We start from the raw sequence: 16,304 nt of genomic DNA, 5'->3' as shown, positions 1-16,304 counted from the left end.
TGAGCGGCGCGGGCGCTGCGTTGCGGTCGGTTGGACTGGTGCGGTGCGACCATCAGGTCGATCGCGACGTCTCCGGTCCCCGGCCAGCGCCCCGGCCCGGCGCACCGCGTCCGGGCAACAACCCGTTCGCCCCGAGCCAGGGCATGCCGCGCAGCGGATCCCGGTCCTCGGGGCGCGACGGTGGCTCGGCTGCCGCACGTCCGGGCAACAACCCCTTCGCCCCGAGCCAGGGCATGCCCCGGCCGCAGGCGCCGCGTTCGGGCACCGGCTCGGCCGGCCCGCGCCCCGGCGCCCCCCGTCCAGGTGGTGCCGCGGCCCGTTCCGGCGGACCGCGCCCCAACCCGGGCATGATGCCCGACCGCGCTGCGGTCGGCCGTCCAGGTCAGCGTCCCGCCCGTCCGGGTGGCGGCGGTCGCCCCGGCGGCGGTGGTGGTGGCTTCGGCGGTCGTCCCGGTGGCGGCGGCGGCTTCCGCGGACGCGGTCCCGGTGGCCGCGGCGGCACCCAGGGTGCCTTCGGGCGCGGTGGAGGCCGTCCCGTGCGCGGTCGCAAGTCGCGTCGGGCCAAGCGCCAGGAGTTCGAGCAGATGCAGGCGCCCTCGATCGGCGGCGTCAGCGTCCCTCGCGGCGACGGCTCGACCATCGTGCGGGTCCGTCGCGGTTCGTCCCTGACCGACTTCGCCGACAAGATCAACGCCGACCCGGCGAGCCTGGTGACCGTGCTCATCCACCTCGGTGAGATGGCGACGGCGACGCAGTCGCTCGACGAGGACACCTTCCGCCTGCTCGGCGCCGAGCTCGGCTACGAGATCCAGGTGGTCTCACCCGAGGACGAGGAGCGCGAGCTGTTCAGCTCGTTCAACATCGACCTCGACGCGGAGTCCGCTGAGGAGGACGACGAGGACCTGCAGCCGCGGCCGCCCGTGGTCACCGTCATGGGCCACGTCGACCACGGCAAGACCCGGCTGCTCGACGCCATCCGTCACGCGGAGGTCGCCGAGGGCGAGGCCGGTGGGATCACCCAGCACATCGGTGCCTACCAGATCCACACCAACCACGAGGACCAAGATCGAGCGATCACCTTCATCGACACCCCCGGTCACGAGGCGTTCACCGCCATGCGTGCCCGTGGTGCCAAGGTGACCGACATCGCGATCCTCGTGGTGGCGGCCGACGACGGCGTGATGCCGCAGACGATCGAGGCGCTCAACCACGCGCAGGCGGCCGACGTGCCGATCGTGGTGGCCGTCAACAAGATCGACAAGCCGGACGCCAACCCACAGAAGATCCGTCAACAGCTGACCGAGTACAACCTGATCGCCGAGGAGTACGGCGGCGACACGATGTTCGTCGACGTCTCGGCCCGCGAGGGGCAGAACATCGACCAGCTGCTCGAGGCAGTCCTGCTCACCGCGGACGCCGCGCTCGACCTGCGGGCCAACCCCGACAAGGACGCGCGTGGTGTCGCGATCGAGGCCAACCTCGACCGCGGCCGCGGTGCGGTCGCCACGGTCCTGGTCCAGAGCGGCACGCTGCGCGTCGGTGACGGCATCGTCGCGGGTAGCGCCCACGGTCGCGTGCGCGCCATGCTCGACGAGCACGGCGACAACGTCCAGGAGGCCGGTCCGTCGCGGCCGGTCCAGGTCCTCGGTCTCGCCTCGGTGCCCCGCGCCGGTGACACGTTCCTCGTGGCTCCGGACGACCGCACCGCTCGCCAGATCGCCGAGAAGCGTGAGGCTGCCGACCGGCAGGCCTCGCTCGCCAAGGCGCGCAAGCGGATCAGCCTGGAGGACCTCACCGAGGCGCTCGCCGCGGGCAAGGTCGAGACCCTCAACCTCATCCTCAAGGGTGACGTGTCGGGTTCGGTCGAGGCCCTCGAGGACGCGTTGTTGCAGATCGACGTGGGCGACGAGGTCGACCTGCGCATCATCGACCGCGGTGTCGGTGCGATCACGCTCAACAACATCAACCTCGCGATGGCCTCGGACGCGATCATCATCGGCTTCAACGTCCGGGCCGAGGGCCAGAACGCCGACGTGGCCGACCGCGAGGGCGTCGAGATCCGCTACTACTCGGTGATCTACCAGGCCATCGAGGAGATCGAGGCGGCGCTCAAGGGCATGCTCAAGCCGGAGTTCGAGGAGGTGCAGCTCGGCACGGCCGAGGTGCGCGAGGTCTTCCGCTCCTCCAAGTTCGGCAACGTGGCCGGCTCGATCGTCCGCTCCGGCGAGATCAGGCGTGGCACCAAGGCCCGCCTCGTCCGCGACGGCACGGTGGTCTCCGAGAAGCTCGAGATCTCCGGACTGCGCCGGTTCAAGGACGACGTGACCGAGGTCCGCGAGGGCTTCGAGTGCGGCATCAACCTCGGCAACTTCAACGACATCAAGGTCGGTGACGTGATCGAGACGCACGAGCTGCGCGAGAAGCCCCGCACCTGACCATCCTCGCGAGGGTGACCATGCGGCATACCGCATGGTCACCCTCGCGGGCGGTCGACACGGCACACGGGGTTGTCCCCCCGGGGCACCGGCAACTGAGAGGGTGAGGGTCATGGCTGATCCGGCACGGGCACGCAAGGTCGCGGACCGCATCAAGGTCATCGTGGCGGAGTACCTCGAGCACCGCGTGAAGGACGAGCGCCTCGGCTTCGTCACCATCACGGACGTGCGGGTGACCGGCGACCTGCAGCACGCCTCGATCTTCTACACCGTCTTCGGCGGTGAGGCCGAGCGGGCCGACACGGCGGCGGCACTCGAGGCCGCGCGCGGCAAGATCCGCACGGCGGTCGGCAAGGGCACGGGCATCCGGCTGACCCCGAGCATCGAGTTCATCGCCGACGCGATCCCGGAGGGGGCGGCCCACCTCGAGGACCTGTTGGTCCAGGCCAAGCTGCGGGACGCGGAGCTCGCCGCGGCGGCCGCGAAGGCCAAGCACGCCGGCGACCCCGACCCCTACAAGCGCCCGCCCGTCGAGGAACAACCGGGCGCAGGCGAGGGTGGCGAGCGTTCCTGACGTGCCGGCATCGGTCGGTGACGGCCTGCTGGTCATCGACAAGCCGGCCGGGTGGACCAGCCACGACGTCGTGGCTCGCTCGCGGCGCCTCTGTGCGACCCGCCGGGTGGGACACGCAGGGACGCTCGACCCGATGGCGACCGGTGTGCTCGTGCTCGGGGTGGGCCGCGGCACCAAGTTGTTGACCTTCCTGGTCGGCTGCGACAAGTCCTACGAGGCGACGATCCGGTTGGGGCTGTCGACCATCACCGACGACGCCGAGGGCGAGGTCACGAAGGCGCATGACGTCACCCACCTCACCGACGACGCGGTGCTGCGGGCCGTGTGCGCGCTGACCGGGGACATCGAGCAGGTCCCCAGCGCCGTGAGCGCGATCAAGATCGACGGCAAGCGCTCCTACGCCCGGGTCCGCGCGGGTGAGGACGTCCAGCTTCCGGGCCGGCGAGTGACGGTGAGCCGGTTCGAGGTTCGCGGGCAGCGGGTCCACGAGGTCGGTGGTCTGGTCGTGCGTGACGTCGACGTCGTGGTCGACGTGTCCTCGGGCACCTATGTGCGGGCGCTCGCCCGCGACCTCGGGGCGGCCCTCGGGGCCGGGGGACACCTCACTGCGTTACGGCGGACACGAGTGGGCCGGTTCGGCCTGGAGCAGGCGCATCCCCTCGGCCAGCTGCAGGAGGCGTGGGAGGCCGAGCAACAGGAGAGGGCCGGGGAGGGGGCGGGATCCGTCATACCGCTCATTTCGTTGGCGCAGGCGGCGCGCGAGTCGTTCGCAGTGCGTGAGCTGTCCGAGGCGGAGGCGGTGGCGGTGGGACATGGCCAGCGGATCCCGTCGAGCCGGCAGCGCGACGAACCGGTTGCCGCGATCGCGCCGGACGGCAGGTTGGTCGCCATGCTCGACGAGAGCGCCACGCTGGCCCGGACGCACGTGGTCTTCGCTCCTTCCTGATCCACCGGCCGGCTCGAGCTGGGCGGAAGCGTCGCCGCTGATTCGGGAGAAGTGGTTGCCCGGCCGCAGCCGGGGCGGGAAGGTGGACCATGCGCGGTCTGCCGGACGTCAGACGCGTCCTGCTCGGCTGGGGCCTCTCGACGGCGGGCGCCCTCGTGACCCATGTCGCGATGCTGGTCTACACCTTCCAGACGGGTGGCGCAGCACTGGTCGCGGTCTACGGCGTCGCCTCCGTGCTCCCGGCCGCGGTGACCACACCGGTCGTGACCGGCCTCGGCGTGCGGCTCGGGCTGGATCGGCTGCTGCGCGTGACGACTGGGGCGCGGGCGGTGCTCGTCGCGGCGTCGGCCCTCGCCGTCCTAGCCGGTCTGGGGCCGGTGCTGGTGATCGTGCCGACCTGCCTGGCAGCGTCCCTGTCCGGGTCCTACCGCCCGGTGCAGGCGGTGATGACGCCCTGGCTGGTGCGCACACCCGCCGAGCTGAGCACCGCCAACGTGCGGGCCACCATGGTGGAGAACGCGGCAGCCCTGGTCGGGCCGGCCGGAGGTGGCTTGCTGCTGATCCTCTGGGGTCCCGGCGCGGGACTGGTCGCGGGTGCCGCACTCGTGGCCGGGGCAGCGGTGGCACTGCGGCTGCTGCGGCTGCCACCCGAGGCCGTGAGGAGCACCGCGGGACGAGGTGGCGGCCCGCGGGACATGCTCGCGGGCGCGGCCGAGCTCAACGGGGTGATCCCACACGGCGGCGCCATCGTGATGACCGCGCTGCAGGTCTTCACCCGCGGCGTGCTTCTGGTGCTGGTGGTGGTCCTCTCGCTGGACGTCCTCGGCCTGGACGACGGGGCGGTGGGCTGGCTCACCGCCATGATCGGCCTGGGCGGCCTGACGGGCGGCGTCATCGCCTCGTCGGTCCTGCGGGTCACCCGGCTGGCACGCAGTTTTTGCGGCGGGATCCTCCTGTGGGGGCTGCCGCTCGTCGTGCTGGGGCTCTGGCCGACGCCCGCGACGGCATACGCCGCGTTCTTCGTCATCGGCATCGGCAACGCGATGGAGGACGGCGGCCTCTACACGCTGATCCCGCGGGTCGTCGGTCAGCGGCACGCCGCCGGTGCCCTCAGTGCCCTCGAGCTGATCATCTTCGGCGCCTCCGCCCTGGGGTCGTTCGCGGCTCCGTCGCTGGCGAGAGCCGCCGGCACAGGGCGGACGTTGCTGTTCCTCGGGTTGGTGCTGCTGGCGGTTGCAGGCCTGTATGCCGTCCGTTGCCACCGGGTGGACCGTGCCATGCCGGCGCCCGGCCCCGAGCTCGAGCTGCTGCGTGGCCTGCCGCAGTTCACGCCGTTGCCGTTGGTGTCCGTCGAGCAGCTGCTGGCGGTGGCCGAGCGGCGGCGCTACGTGGCCGGTGCCGAGGTCATCGTCGAGGGCGAACCGGCCGACGTCTTCCACCTCATCGAGAGCGGGACGGCGAACGTGACCGTGCACGGGGTCCCTCGCCCTCCCCTCGGGGTCGGGGACGGTTTCGGCGAGATCGCGCTGCTGCGAGACCTGCCGCGGACCGCCACGGTGACGGCCGGCTCGGACCTGGCGACGCTCGCGCTGGGGCGGGTCGACTTCCTCAGCGCCGTGACCGGCAACCGGGTGAGTGCGGTGGCGGCCGACGAGATCGCGACGCAGCGGCTCTCGGGCGATCCGGACCGCGGCTGGGACGTGCGAGAGGCGCGCGACGCGGATGGGGCGGGCGACCAGTCGTGAGGCCGTGGACACCGCCACGCCGACCTGGGCGCTCACCAGCCGCCCGCCGGGAGACGTCATACCGACGGGCACGGAAGCCAAGGGGTCGTCCCACGAGGAGGACTCAGAAGTTGATCATGTGCCCCTCGATGCCGTGCACGGCCTCCTTGAGGGCCTCGCTCAGCGTCGGGTGGGCATGGATGTTGCGGGCCACCTCGGTGGTGCGCAGGTCCCACTGCTGCGCCAGCGTCAGCTCGGGCAGCAGCTCGACGACGTCGGCGCCGATCATGTGGGCCCCGAGGATCTCGTGGGTGTCGGCGTCCGCCACGATCTTGACAAAACCGGAGGGGTCGCCGAGGCCGTGCGCCTTGCCGTTGGCCATGAACGGGAACTTGGCCACCGTGACCTCGTGCCCGCGCTCCTTGGCCTGTTCCTCCGTGTAGCCGAAGGCCGCGACCTGCGGCTGGCAGTAGGTCGCCCTGGGGACCATGTCGTAGTTGATCTCCATGGTCTCCGCACCGGCGATCGTCTCGGCCGCGACGATGCCCATGGACTCGGCGAGGTGGGCGAGCATGAGCTTGGCCGTGACATCGCCGATGGCGTAGATGTGCGGCACGCTGGTGCGCATGAAGCCGTCGATGTCGATGGCACCGCGGTCGGTGAGCTTCACGCCCGCCGCCTCGAGGCCGTAGCCCTCGACGTTGGGCGCGAACCCGATCGCCTGCAGCACCTTGTCGGCCTCGAGCACCTGCTCCTTGCCGTCCTTGCTGACGGTGACCTTCACCCTGTCGCCTGAGTCGTCGATCGACTCGACCTTGGTCGAGGTGAGCACCTTCACGCCGAGTTTCTTGTACTGCTTGGCCAGCTCCTTGGAGACCTCGGGGTCCTCGAGCGGCACCATCCGGTCGAGGAACTCGACGATGGTGACCTCGACCCCGTAGTTGGCGAGGACGTAGGCGAACTCGACGCCGATCGCGCCGGCGCCGGCGATCACGATGGAGCCGGGCAGCTCCTCGGTCATGATCTGCTCCTCGTAGGTCACGACCCGGTCGGACAGGGTCGTGCCGGGCAGGAGCTTGGTGCTGGCGCCCGCCGCGATGATGCAGTGGTCGAACGTCAGGGTCTCCTCGCCGCCCTTGCCGAGCGCCACCTGCAGGGTGTGCTCGTCGGTGAACGTGCCGCGTCCCTCGAACTCGGTGATCTTGTTCTTCTTCATCAGGAAGTGGACGCCCTTGACGCGTCCGTCGGCGACGGTCCGGCTGCGCTGGAACGCCGCGCCGAAGTCGAAGGTCGCCTCGCCGGAGATGCCGAAGGTCTTGGCCTCGTGGTTGAACACGTGGGCCAGCTCGGCGTTGCGCAGCAGGGCCTTGCTCGGGATGCACCCGACGTTGAGGCAGACACCTCCCCAGTACTTCTCCTCCACGATGGCCGTCGACAGGCCGAGCTGTGCAGCCCTGATGGCTGCCACATACCCGCCCGGTCCGGCACCCAGCACCACAACGTCGAAGTGAGAGCTCATGGGGACAATGTATGCGGTCCCGTTGCGGCGCGCCCACCCCGCTCCGTGGCTCCGGTCGGGCGGGACGGCGGACTGCGGGACGGGGACGCCCCGCCATTAGAGTGTCGGACGTGCTGCGATGGACCGACCTCTCCCAGATCCCGCCGGGCTTCGGGCCGTGTGTGCTGACCCTGGGCAACTTCGACGGCGTCCACCGCGGGCACCGGGCGGTCCTCACGACGGTGGTCGGGCTGGCCCGGGAGCGCTCGGCCCACGCGGTGGCCATCACCTTCGACCCGCACCCGCTCGCCGTGTTGCACCCCGAGCGCGCCCCGGAGCCGATCACCGACCTGGCCCATCGGCTCGAGCTGCTCGAGTCCACCGGCCTGGACGGGGTGCTGGTGCAGCCGTTCTCGCGGGAATTCGCCCAGCTGAGCCCCGAGGAGTTCGTCAAGCAGTACTTCGTGGAGCCCTTCGGCGCCTGTGTGGTCGTGGTCGGCAAGGACACCCGCTTCGGCGTGCACAACTCCGGCGACGTGGACACGCTGCGTGAGCTCGGCGCCCAGCTCGGATTCGAGGTGGTCGTGCTCGGGGATGTCGGCGACGGCCACCGCTGGTCCTCGACGCAGGTGCGTTCGTCCATCGCCGCCGGCGACGTCGAGCACGCCGCCGACGTCCTCGGCGGCCTGCACCGGGTTGCGGGGGTGGTCGTGCACGGAGCCCACCGTGGCCGCGAGCTCGGCTTCCCCACGGCCAACCTGGCCGGCGACAGCGCCGGGCTGGTGCCGGCCGACGGCGTGTATGCCGGGTGGCTGGTGCGCCTCGACCGGCCCGCCGACGAGCCCGAGCGGCGCCTGCCCGCCGCGATCTCGGTCGGCACCAACCCCACCTTCGATGACGTGGAGCGCACCGTCGAGGCCTATGTCCTCGACCGCACCGACCTCGACCTGTATGACGAGCGCGTCGCCATCGAGTTCGCGGCCCGGCTGCGCTCCAACGACCGCTTCGAGTCGATCGAGAGCCTGCTGCTGCAGATGGCCGACGACGTCGAGCGCACCCGTACCGTGCTCGGCCTGCCACGGTCAGGCCCGTCCGACTCCCGCGCCACTCCCTGACGGCTGTGCGCTCGGTGGACCGCCCGGGGCTGGTCTGGGCGCGCACCGACTGGGGCCTGGTGATCGCCGCGCTCGGCCTGTCCCTCATCGGCGCGGTCCTGGTCTGGTCGGCGACCCGGCACCAGCTGGGCAGCGCCCTCGCCGTGCGACACCTGATCAACACCGCGATCGGCGTGGTCCTGGCGGCCGCCGTCACGCGCCTGGACTTTCGGGGGCTGCGCGCCTGGGCACCGTGGGTCTACCTCGCCTCCCTGCTCGGGCTCGGGCTCGTGCTCTCACCCGTCGGTTCGACGATCAACGGTTCGCGCTCCTGGATCGAGCTGCCGGGCGGCTTCTCGGTCCAGCCCTCCGAGTTGGCCAAGGTGGCGCTGTGCATCGGGCTGGCCATGATCCTGGCCGAGGGAAGAGACCGTGACCGGCCCCCCTCGCACCGCGACGTCGCGCTCGCCTGGCTCGTGGCCGGCATACCGATCGGTTTGGTGATGCTGCAGCCCGACCTCGGCTCCGCGCTGGTGCTGGGCGCGCTCGCCCTCGGCGTGATCGCGGTGTCTGGGGCGCCGAGACGATGGGTGCTCGGGGCCGTCGGCCTGGTCGCGGTGGGGATCACCGTGGCCCTCACCACGCCGCTGCTCAGCGCCTACCAGCGCGACCGCCTCGTCGCGTTTGCACACCCGGAGGCCGACCCGTCCGGCATCGGCTACCAGACGCGGCAGGTGCGGATCGCGATCGGCTCCGGAGGCTGGGGCGGGAAGGGCCTGTTCCAGGGGCGACAGACGCAGGGCGGGTTCATCCCGTTCCAGCAAACCGACTTCGTGTTCTCGGTGGCGGGGGAGGAGCTCGGATTCCTCGGCGCGGCGGGGCTCCTGCTGGTGCTCGGGTTCGTGGTGGTCCGTGCGCTGGTCATCGCGGTCCGGACCGAGGACGCGTTCAGCCGGTTGGTGGCGGTCGGCGTGGCCTGCTGGCTCATCTTCCAGGTCTTCGAGAACGTCGGGATGAACCTCGGGCTGATGCCGGTCACGGGGCTCCCGCTGCCGTTCGTCTCCTACGGTGGCTCGAGCATGTTCGCCTGCTGGTTGGCCGTGGGCCTGCTGAACAACGCACACCTCGCGAGCCTGCGCCGGGGCTGAGGACCGAGCCGGTTACCGACCGGTCACTTTTGTGCCCCGGGGTGTGCGCTTCGACGGTTCTCCTGAGATGATCCGGCTCCGGACCATCGCGACCAGGAGGGCCCCATGGTTCGTTCCGTGCAGGACGAGACCGTCAACCATGCGTTGATCGACAACCGCGCCCCGAGCGTGGGGCACGTGTTCCGCGACCGGGTGCGTGCCACGCCCCACCACGAGGCCTTTCGCTATCCGGTGGGCGAGGAGTGGCGGTCCCTCACCTGGGAGGAGTCGGCGACCCGGGCCTACCGCCTGGCGGCGGGACTGATCGAGCTCGGGATCGAGCCGGAGGAGCGGGTCGCGCTGGCCTCCGCCACCCGTGTCGAGTGGGTGCTGGGCGACCTCGCCGTCATGTGCGCCGGTGCCGCGACCACCACGGTCTACCCCACCACCTCGGCCGAGGACGTCACCTACATCGTGGCCGACTCGGGCAGCCGGGTGGTCATCGCGGAGGACGACGCCCAGCTCGCCAAGCTGCGCGAGCACCGCAGCGAGCTGCCGGACGTCGTCAAGGTCGTCACCATCGACGGCACGCCGGACGACGAGTGGGTCATCACGCTGGCGCAGCTCGAGGAGCTCGGCCGGCAGCGGCTCGAGCGGGAGCCGGGCGTGGTGGACTCCCGTATCGACGCGCTCGTCCCTGAGCACCTGGCCACGATCATCTACACCTCGGGCACCACCGGCCGGCCCAAGGGCGTGCGGCTGCCGCACTCCGCGTGGACCTACGAGGGAGCGGCGGTGGACGCCATCGGCATCCTCTCGCCGGACGACCTGCAGTTCCTCTGGCTGCCGCTCGCCCACGTCTTCGGCAAGGTCCTGCTGATGCTGCCCCTCCAGGTGGGCTTCCCCACGGCGGTGGACGGACGGGTCGACAAGATCGTCGACAACCTCGCGGTGGTCAAGCCGACCTTCATGGGCGCAGCACCGCGGATCTTCGAGAAGGCCTACGGACGGGTCAACACGATGATCGACGGCGAGGGTGGCATCAAGGCCACGCTGTTCCACTGGGCCGTGGGGGTCGGTCGCAAGGTGTCCGAGCTGCGGCTGCAGGAACGCAAACCGGGCGCGCTGTTGGCTGCCCAGCACGCCGTCGCCGACCGGCTCGTGCTGCGGACCGTTCGAGAGCGCTTCGGTGGGCGCGTGCGGTTCTTCATCTCGGGGTCGGCGGCGCTCAACCGGGACGTGGCGCAGTGGTTCGACGCGGTGGGCATGCTCATCCTCGAGGGGTACGGACTCACCGAGACCAGCGCCGCCGCCTTCGTCAACCGGCCCTACCCCGGTGGCTATGACATCGGCAGTGTGGGCTGGGCGCTTCCGGGCACCGAGGTGCGGGTCGCCGACGACGGCGAGGTGCTGCTGCGCGGGCCGGCGGTGACGCGGGGCTACCACGGGTTGGAGGACGCCACGCGGGAGGCGATCGACGAGGACGGTTGGTTCCGCACCGGCGACATCGGCAACCTCGACGACCGGGGCTTCCTGCGGATCACCGACCGCAAGAAGGACCTGTTCAAGACCTCGAACGGCAAGTACGTCGCACCCTCGGCTATCGAGGCGATGTTCAAGGGCCTGTGCCCCTACGCGAGCCAGCTGGTGATCGAGGGCGACGGGCGCAACTTCGTCTCGGCCATGGTCACGCTCGATCCGGAGGCGATCGAGCAGTGGGCGAAGACCCAGGGCCTGCAAGGACGTTCGTATGCCGAGATCGTCAGCTCGCCGCAGGCGCGGGAGATGGTGCAGGGCTACATCGACGAGCTCAACACGCAGCTCAACCGCTGGGAGACGATCAAGAAGTTCATGATCCTGGACCACGACCTCACCGTGGAGGCCGGCGAGCTGACCCCGAGCCTCAAGCTCAAGCGTCGGGTCGTGACCAAGAAGTACCAGGCGGAGCTCGACGGCCTTTACGTCTGATCGTCGGCGTCCGCGTCGCGGGTCACCAATTTGGGAGTCAAGGTCACCGGCGACGAGCCGGCCGAGTCGAGCGCCGCGAGAAGTCGCTTCGGGGCCACGCGCCGATAGGCGTCCTCGACGATGCGTTCGACGTGGTCCCATTCGACGTCGACGTCCAGGTAGACACCGACCCAGCCGCGCCCGCCGACGTACGGCGGCCGGAAGAAGTGTTCGGGGCCGCTGGTGACGAGCACCTGTTGGGCTCCTTCGGGCGCCGCAGCCCAGAAGGCGAGTCGCTCGTCGTGGTGGTGGTCGGCATACATCACGAAGGTCTTCTTGTCGCGGACGAACCACGTCGGCTCCCCGTGGCTGAGCCGCTCGGTCACCTCGGGGAGTGCCAGACACAGACGCCGCAGGCGTTCCAACGGGTCGGCCCCACCACTCACGATCGGCCTCGGCGACGGGGAAGGACCGAGGACATCCGGCGTCGAGCCGTGGCCAGTCCGCCGCGCGCGACAAGACGCAGCATGGGCAGCGTCGACCGGCCGTTGTAGATGACCACGTCGTCGAACCGGTGTTGCCCAGGGCGGTCGGCCACCTGCCGGGCTCGGTCGCGGAGCCGCACCAGCTGGTCCACGGTCATCGGCAGCGGCGCCTCGTCCGGCTGATAGCGCGCACCGAACGGAAAGTCGCGTCCGGAGGTGCCGCTCATCTCCAGGTGACAGCCCATCACCGCCGTGACCCGACGGCTGGCGGACAGCTCGACCAGCCGCTCGAGACTGTCCACGAAAGCGGGCATGTCCTCGACGTAGAGCCGTCCCGGGTAGACGGTGTCACCGGTCACCAGCAGGCCCGACCAGGGATCGTGGACGGCGATGGACGTCCGGTGGTGGCCGGGGATCCCCGTGATCTCGAGCGCCCGTCCACCCAGGTCGAAGGTCACGACCTCGGCCGGCCAGCGGGTGAAGCCGAAGAAGTCCCGCACCGAGTCGAGGTCCGAGCCGACGACCGTCGTGGCCGGCCTCCCGGCGAACTGCGGATCGCCCTTGATGTGGTCGTGGTGGGCATGGGTGTGGGCGACCACCAGTTCGTATGGCGGCGCGTCCCCCGGGCGTGGATGGTTCGCCTGCCAGTCGACGACCAGGCCATCGACGGCACCGGCCACGTCGCACCGCTCGCTCTCCGCGGCGTCGCCGGTGTCGAGCAGGATCGCCCGGTCGTCGCCGAGGAAGAGGTAGAGGAAGGGCGCCTCCGCCGAGACTGCCTTGCTCTGTCGCAGCACCGCCGTGCTGGCGTCGACCCAGTGCGTCTGGATCGGCGGATCCGTGTCCTGCCGTTGGGTCGGAGCGCCGTGCGCCCACACGATGTCCAGGTCGGGCGGGACCGGCGCGTCGCCGGAGAAGTGGGTCGCGGGAGTGCTCATCGCGGCCATGCTAGGCCGGACGGGCCGGACCGTCGCCCTCAATTCGGCGGGCGGCCAGTTGACGGCGCGCGGTTAGGCTGGAGGACATGTCTGCTGCCACACTGCCGGGAGAGTCCCTCTACCCCCTGCTCGAGCCGCTCTTCGAGCAGGTGGGCAAGCCGATCCAGTACGTGGGCGGGGAGCTCAACTCTCAGGTCAAGGACTGGAACTGCGGAGGCTTCGGCCCGGACGGCGACGAGCTCACCGCGCGGTGGACACTCATGTATCCCGACGCCTACGAGGTCGGCGTGCCCAACCAGGGCGTCATGATCCTCTACGAGGTGCTCAACGAACGTGCCGACGCCCTGGCCGAGCGTTCGTATGCCGTGTGGCCGGACATGGAGGACCTGCTGCGGGCTCACGGACTGCCGCAGTTCACCGTCGACGGGCACCGCGCCGTGCGCGACTTCGACATCTTCGGCCTCTCCTTCTCCACCGAGCTGTGTTACACCAACATGCTCACCGCGCTGGACCTGGCCGGCATCCCGTTCCGGTCGCAGGACCGTGTCGATGACGACCCCCTTGTCATCGTCGGTGGTCACGCGGCCTTCAACCCGGAGCCGATCGCGGACTTCATCGACGCGGCCATCGTGGGAGACGGCGAACAGGCCGTGCTCATGGTCACCGACCTGGTCACGACCTGGAAGGCCGCGGGACGCCCCGGCGGTCGAGAAGGACTGCTGCGCGACCTCGCCCGGACCGGCGGTGTCTACGTCCCGGCGTTCTACCAGGTCGACTACCTGCCTGACGGGCGGATCAAGCGGGTGGTGCCGACCGAGCCCGGGGTGCCCTGGCGGGTCTCGAAGCACACGGTCATGGACCTCGACGCCTGGCCCTACCCCAAGCGACCGCTGGTGCCGCTCGCGGAGAGCGTCCACGAGCGCATGTCGGTCGAGATCTTCCGTGGCTGCACCCGAGGCTGCCGGTTCTGCCAGGCGGGCATGATCACCCGGCCCGTGCGCGAACGCTCGATCACCGGTATCGGCGAGATGGTCGAGAGGGGCCTGGCGGCCACCGGGTTCGAGGAGGTCGGCCTGCTCTCGCTCTCCAGCGCCGACCACAGCGAGATCGCCGACATCACCAAGGGTCTGGCTGATCGCTACGAGGGTACCCAGACCGGCCTGTCGCTGCCCTCGACGCGGGTCGACGCGTTCAACATCGACCTGGCCAATGAGCTGACCAGGAACGGGCGCAGGTCGGGGCTGACGTTCGCGCCCGAGGGGGGCTCCGAGCGGATCCGGAAGGTCATCAACAAGATGGTGACGGAGGAGGACCTGATCAAGACGGTGGCCGCGGCCTACGGCGCGGGCTGGCGGCAGGTCAAGCTCTACTTCATGTGCGGCCTGCCGACCGAGACCGACGAGGACGTCCTGCAGATCGCCGACCTCGCCCAGCGCGTCATCGAGACCGGCCGCCAGGTCAGCGGGCAGCGGGACATCCGGTGCACCGTCTCGGTGGGCGGCTTCGTGCCCAAGCCGCACACCCCGTTCCAGTGGTGCGCGCAGCTGGGTGTGGAGGAGACGGACGCGCGGCTGCACCAGCTGCGCGACGCCCTGCGGGCCGACAAGCGCTACGGGAAAGCGATCGGGTTCCGCTACCACGACGGCCAGCCCGGCATCGTGGAAGGACTCCTCTCCCGCGGAGACCGCCGGGTCGGCCGGGTCATCGAGGCCGTCTGGCGTGACGGGGGCCGGTTCGACGGCTGGAGCGAGCACTTCTCCTACGAACGCTGGATGCGCTGCGCCGGCGAGGCTTTCGCGGAGCTGCCCTGGGACATCGACGTCGCGTGGTACACGACCCGCGAGCGCGGTCAGGCCGAGGTCCTGCCCTGGGACCACCTCGACTCGGGCCTCGACAAGGAATGGCTGTGGCAGGACTGGCAGGACGCCCTCGACGAGACCGAGGTCGACGACTGCCGGTGGACGCCGTGCTTCGACTGTGGGGTGTGCCCGCAGATGGGCACCGACATCGAGGTCGGCCCGACCGGCCAGAAGCTGCTTCCCCTCACCGTCGTCGGATCGGGGCAGCCGGCCCTGCTCGAGCGGCCCTGACCCGTCCCGTCCACGCGGGTACCCTCCGGCCATGGCCAAGCGCACCCCTGACGGACCCGAGCCCGATCCCGCGGTGCAGAAGCTTCGCGTGCGTTACGCCAAGCGCGGGCGCCTGCGGTTCTCCTCGACCCGCGACTTCCAGCGCGCGCTCGAGCGGGCGCTGCGCCGGGCGGACGTGCCGATGGCCTTCTCGGCCGGGTTCCACCCCCATCCGAAGATCTCCTACGCCAACGCGGCCCCGACGGGCACGGCCAGCGAGGCGGAGTACTTCGAGATCTCGGTGACGGACCGGGTCGACCCGGAGCGGGTGCGCGCGGCGCTCGACGAGGCGCTCCCTCGCGGGCTCGACGTCCTGGAGGTGGTCGAGGCGGGCACGGGGGCGCTCGCCGACCGGCTGGAGGCCAGTCAGTGGGAGCTGGTCTGCACCGGGCTGTCCGTCAGTCGGGCCGAGGCTGCGGTCGCCGCGCTGCTGGCGCAGGACCGTCACGAGGTGACGCGACTGTTCAAGAAGGGGCCTCGAACCTTCGACGTCCGCGGGGCCATCGTGTCGTTGGCCGCGTCGGGGTCGGAGGACGGTTCGTGTGCGATACTGCAGATGGTCGTACGGCACACCACACCGGCCGTGCGCCCCGACGATGTTCTCACCGCGCTGCGAGCAGTGGCTGACTTCGTGCCGCCGGCACCACCCCTGGTGACCCGGCTGGCTCAGGGCCCGCTGCACCCCGCAACCGCGAGGGTGGCTGATCCACTGGCCGCCGACCGGGACGTCGACGGCAGCTGAGCTGGTGACGCGCACCCTGCGCGAGCCGGGCCAGCTGTAGCTCGACGACTTCCGTCATCCCGCTCCCGCGGGAGGACGACGAACACCGCGCACCACGCGGATGGCGAGGGCCGGTTGGCCCCGGTGTGGTCCCGTCCCGTGGCTGACGGGAGACGCCCCACATGGCATCTGACGACAATCTCTTCTCCGCAGCACCCGACGCCCCGGGCGACGCCGATTCGCCGGCACCTGCGGAGTCCGCCACGCCGCCCAGGAAGGCCGCCAAGCGCGCCCCACGCAAGGCCACCAAGAAGGCGCAGGCCCCTGTGGCCACAGCATCACCCGAGCAGCCCGACGGCTCAGCGGACGGTGATTCGGTCGAGCCCGCCAAGACGGCGGCCAAGCGGGTACCGCGCAAGGCGACGAAGAAGGCCAGCACGGCAGCGACGGCAGCGCCACGCAAGCGGGCTGCCAAGAAGTCAGCCGCCGCCGACGAGGGCGCTGCCCCTGAGCCTTCGGCAGCGCAGGCGGACCGGGACGACCGGCCCCCTGCCCCGGCCGTGGGCGTCCTCTTCCAGGCGCCGGACCCGGTGGCGCCCCGTCGGCGCCGCGCCAACGACCTGCTCGGGGTGACGCTGGACCCGAACGTGCACATCCAGGAGTCGAAGGCCTCCTCGTGCGACATC

12 protein-coding genes and 1 pseudogene are annotated in these 16,304 nt (G+C 70.8%); 10 read left to right on the top strand and 3 right to left on the bottom strand.

The features are described from left to right. Positions 1 to 38 precede the first annotated feature (38 nt). The 4 genes from infB (at position 39) to FCN22_RS20350 (ending at position 5,700) form a co-directional block, all read left to right on the top strand. Positions 39 to 2,435 (top strand): translation initiation factor IF-2, encoded by a 2,397-nt coding sequence (infB, locus tag FCN22_RS20365; RefSeq protein WP_137123394.1) that lies wholly within the window; start codon positions 39 to 41, stop codon positions 2,433 to 2,435. Positions 2,436 to 2,547: 112 nt separating this feature from the next. Next, positions 2,548 to 3,009 carry a 30S ribosome-binding factor RbfA gene (gene rbfA, locus FCN22_RS20360; protein ID WP_137123393.1) on the top strand — a complete coding sequence of 154 codons (462 nt, stop codon included), beginning with the start codon at positions 2,548 to 2,550 and terminating at the stop codon, positions 3,007 to 3,009. 1 nt (position 3,010) lies between these two features. Then, the gene (gene truB / locus FCN22_RS20355; protein ID WP_137123392.1) at positions 3,011 to 3,955 is read left to right on the top strand and encodes a tRNA pseudouridine(55) synthase TruB; all 945 of its coding nucleotides are present in this window, start codon (positions 3,011 to 3,013) and stop codon (positions 3,953 to 3,955) included. 89 nt (positions 3,956 to 4,044) lie between these two features. Beyond that, positions 4,045 to 5,700, top strand: a complete 1,656-nt coding sequence (locus tag FCN22_RS20350; RefSeq protein ID WP_137123391.1) for a cyclic nucleotide-binding domain-containing protein — start codon at positions 4,045 to 4,047, stop codon at positions 5,698 to 5,700. A 103-nt stretch (positions 5,701 to 5,803) separates the two neighbouring features. Here the strand turns inward: FCN22_RS20350 and lpdA are convergent, their stop codons facing one another. Then, positions 5,804 to 7,198, bottom strand: coding sequence for a dihydrolipoyl dehydrogenase (lpdA, locus tag FCN22_RS20345; protein WP_137123390.1), 1,395 nt, complete (start codon positions 7,196 to 7,198; stop codon positions 5,804 to 5,806). Positions 7,199 to 7,308: 110 nt separating this feature from the next. Here lpdA and FCN22_RS20340 point away from each other — a divergent pair, with 110 nt between their 5' ends. From FCN22_RS20340 to FCN22_RS20330, 3 genes are all read left to right on the top strand, one after another. Continuing rightward, positions 7,309 to 8,292, top strand: coding sequence for a bifunctional riboflavin kinase/FAD synthetase (locus FCN22_RS20340; protein WP_238384875.1), 984 nt, complete (start codon positions 7,309 to 7,311; stop codon positions 8,290 to 8,292). 14 nt (positions 8,293 to 8,306) lie between these two features. After that, entirely contained in the window at positions 8,307 to 9,419 is a 1,113-nt protein-coding gene (gene rodA / locus FCN22_RS20335) for a rod shape-determining protein RodA (RefSeq protein WP_238384874.1), read from the top strand. 105 nt (positions 9,420 to 9,524) lie between these two features. Then, positions 9,525 to 11,366: an AMP-dependent synthetase/ligase gene (locus tag FCN22_RS20330; protein WP_137123387.1), complete on the top strand. Its 1,842-nt coding sequence runs from the start codon at positions 9,525 to 9,527 to the stop codon at positions 11,364 to 11,366. On the opposite strand, the gene FCN22_RS20325 is transcribed toward FCN22_RS20330, so the two are convergent. Together FCN22_RS20325 and FCN22_RS20320 are read right to left on the bottom strand one after the other, a co-directional pair. Further along, entirely contained in the window at positions 11,357 to 11,791 is a 435-nt protein-coding gene (locus FCN22_RS20325; protein WP_137123386.1) for an MmcQ/YjbR family DNA-binding protein, read from the bottom strand. The genes FCN22_RS20330 and FCN22_RS20325 overlap by 10 nt on opposite strands. After that, a complete protein-coding gene (locus tag FCN22_RS20320; protein ID WP_137123385.1) occupies positions 11,788 to 12,768 on the bottom strand; it encodes an MBL fold metallo-hydrolase in 981 nt (326 codons plus the stop codon). Before FCN22_RS20320 ends, FCN22_RS20325 begins: the two co-directional genes overlap by 4 nt. A gap of 86 nt (positions 12,769 to 12,854) precedes the next feature. Here FCN22_RS20320 and FCN22_RS20315 point away from each other — a divergent pair, with 86 nt between their 5' ends. From FCN22_RS20315 to FCN22_RS20305, 3 genes and pseudogenes are all read left to right on the top strand, one after another. After that, the gene (locus tag FCN22_RS20315; RefSeq protein ID WP_238384872.1) at positions 12,855 to 14,858 is read left to right on the top strand and encodes a TIGR03960 family B12-binding radical SAM protein; all 2,004 of its coding nucleotides are present in this window, start codon (positions 12,855 to 12,857) and stop codon (positions 14,856 to 14,858) included. Between the two features lie 31 nt (positions 14,859 to 14,889). Beyond that, complete coding sequence (locus FCN22_RS20310; protein WP_137123384.1) at positions 14,890 to 15,639, top strand: TIGR03936 family radical SAM-associated protein; 750 nt, start codon at positions 14,890 to 14,892, stop codon at positions 15,637 to 15,639. Between the two features lie 161 nt (positions 15,640 to 15,800). Further along, positions 15,801 to 16,304, top strand: a pseudogene (locus FCN22_RS20305) (hypothetical protein); the annotation flags it as partial.

The organism is Segeticoccus rhizosphaerae (genome assembly GCF_005222685.1).
Lineage (GTDB): Bacteria > Actinomycetota > Actinomycetes > Actinomycetales > Dermatophilaceae > Segeticoccus > Segeticoccus rhizosphaerae.
Note: the sequence above shows the minus strand (reverse complement) of the source record. Positions and strands in the feature narration are given on the sequence as shown.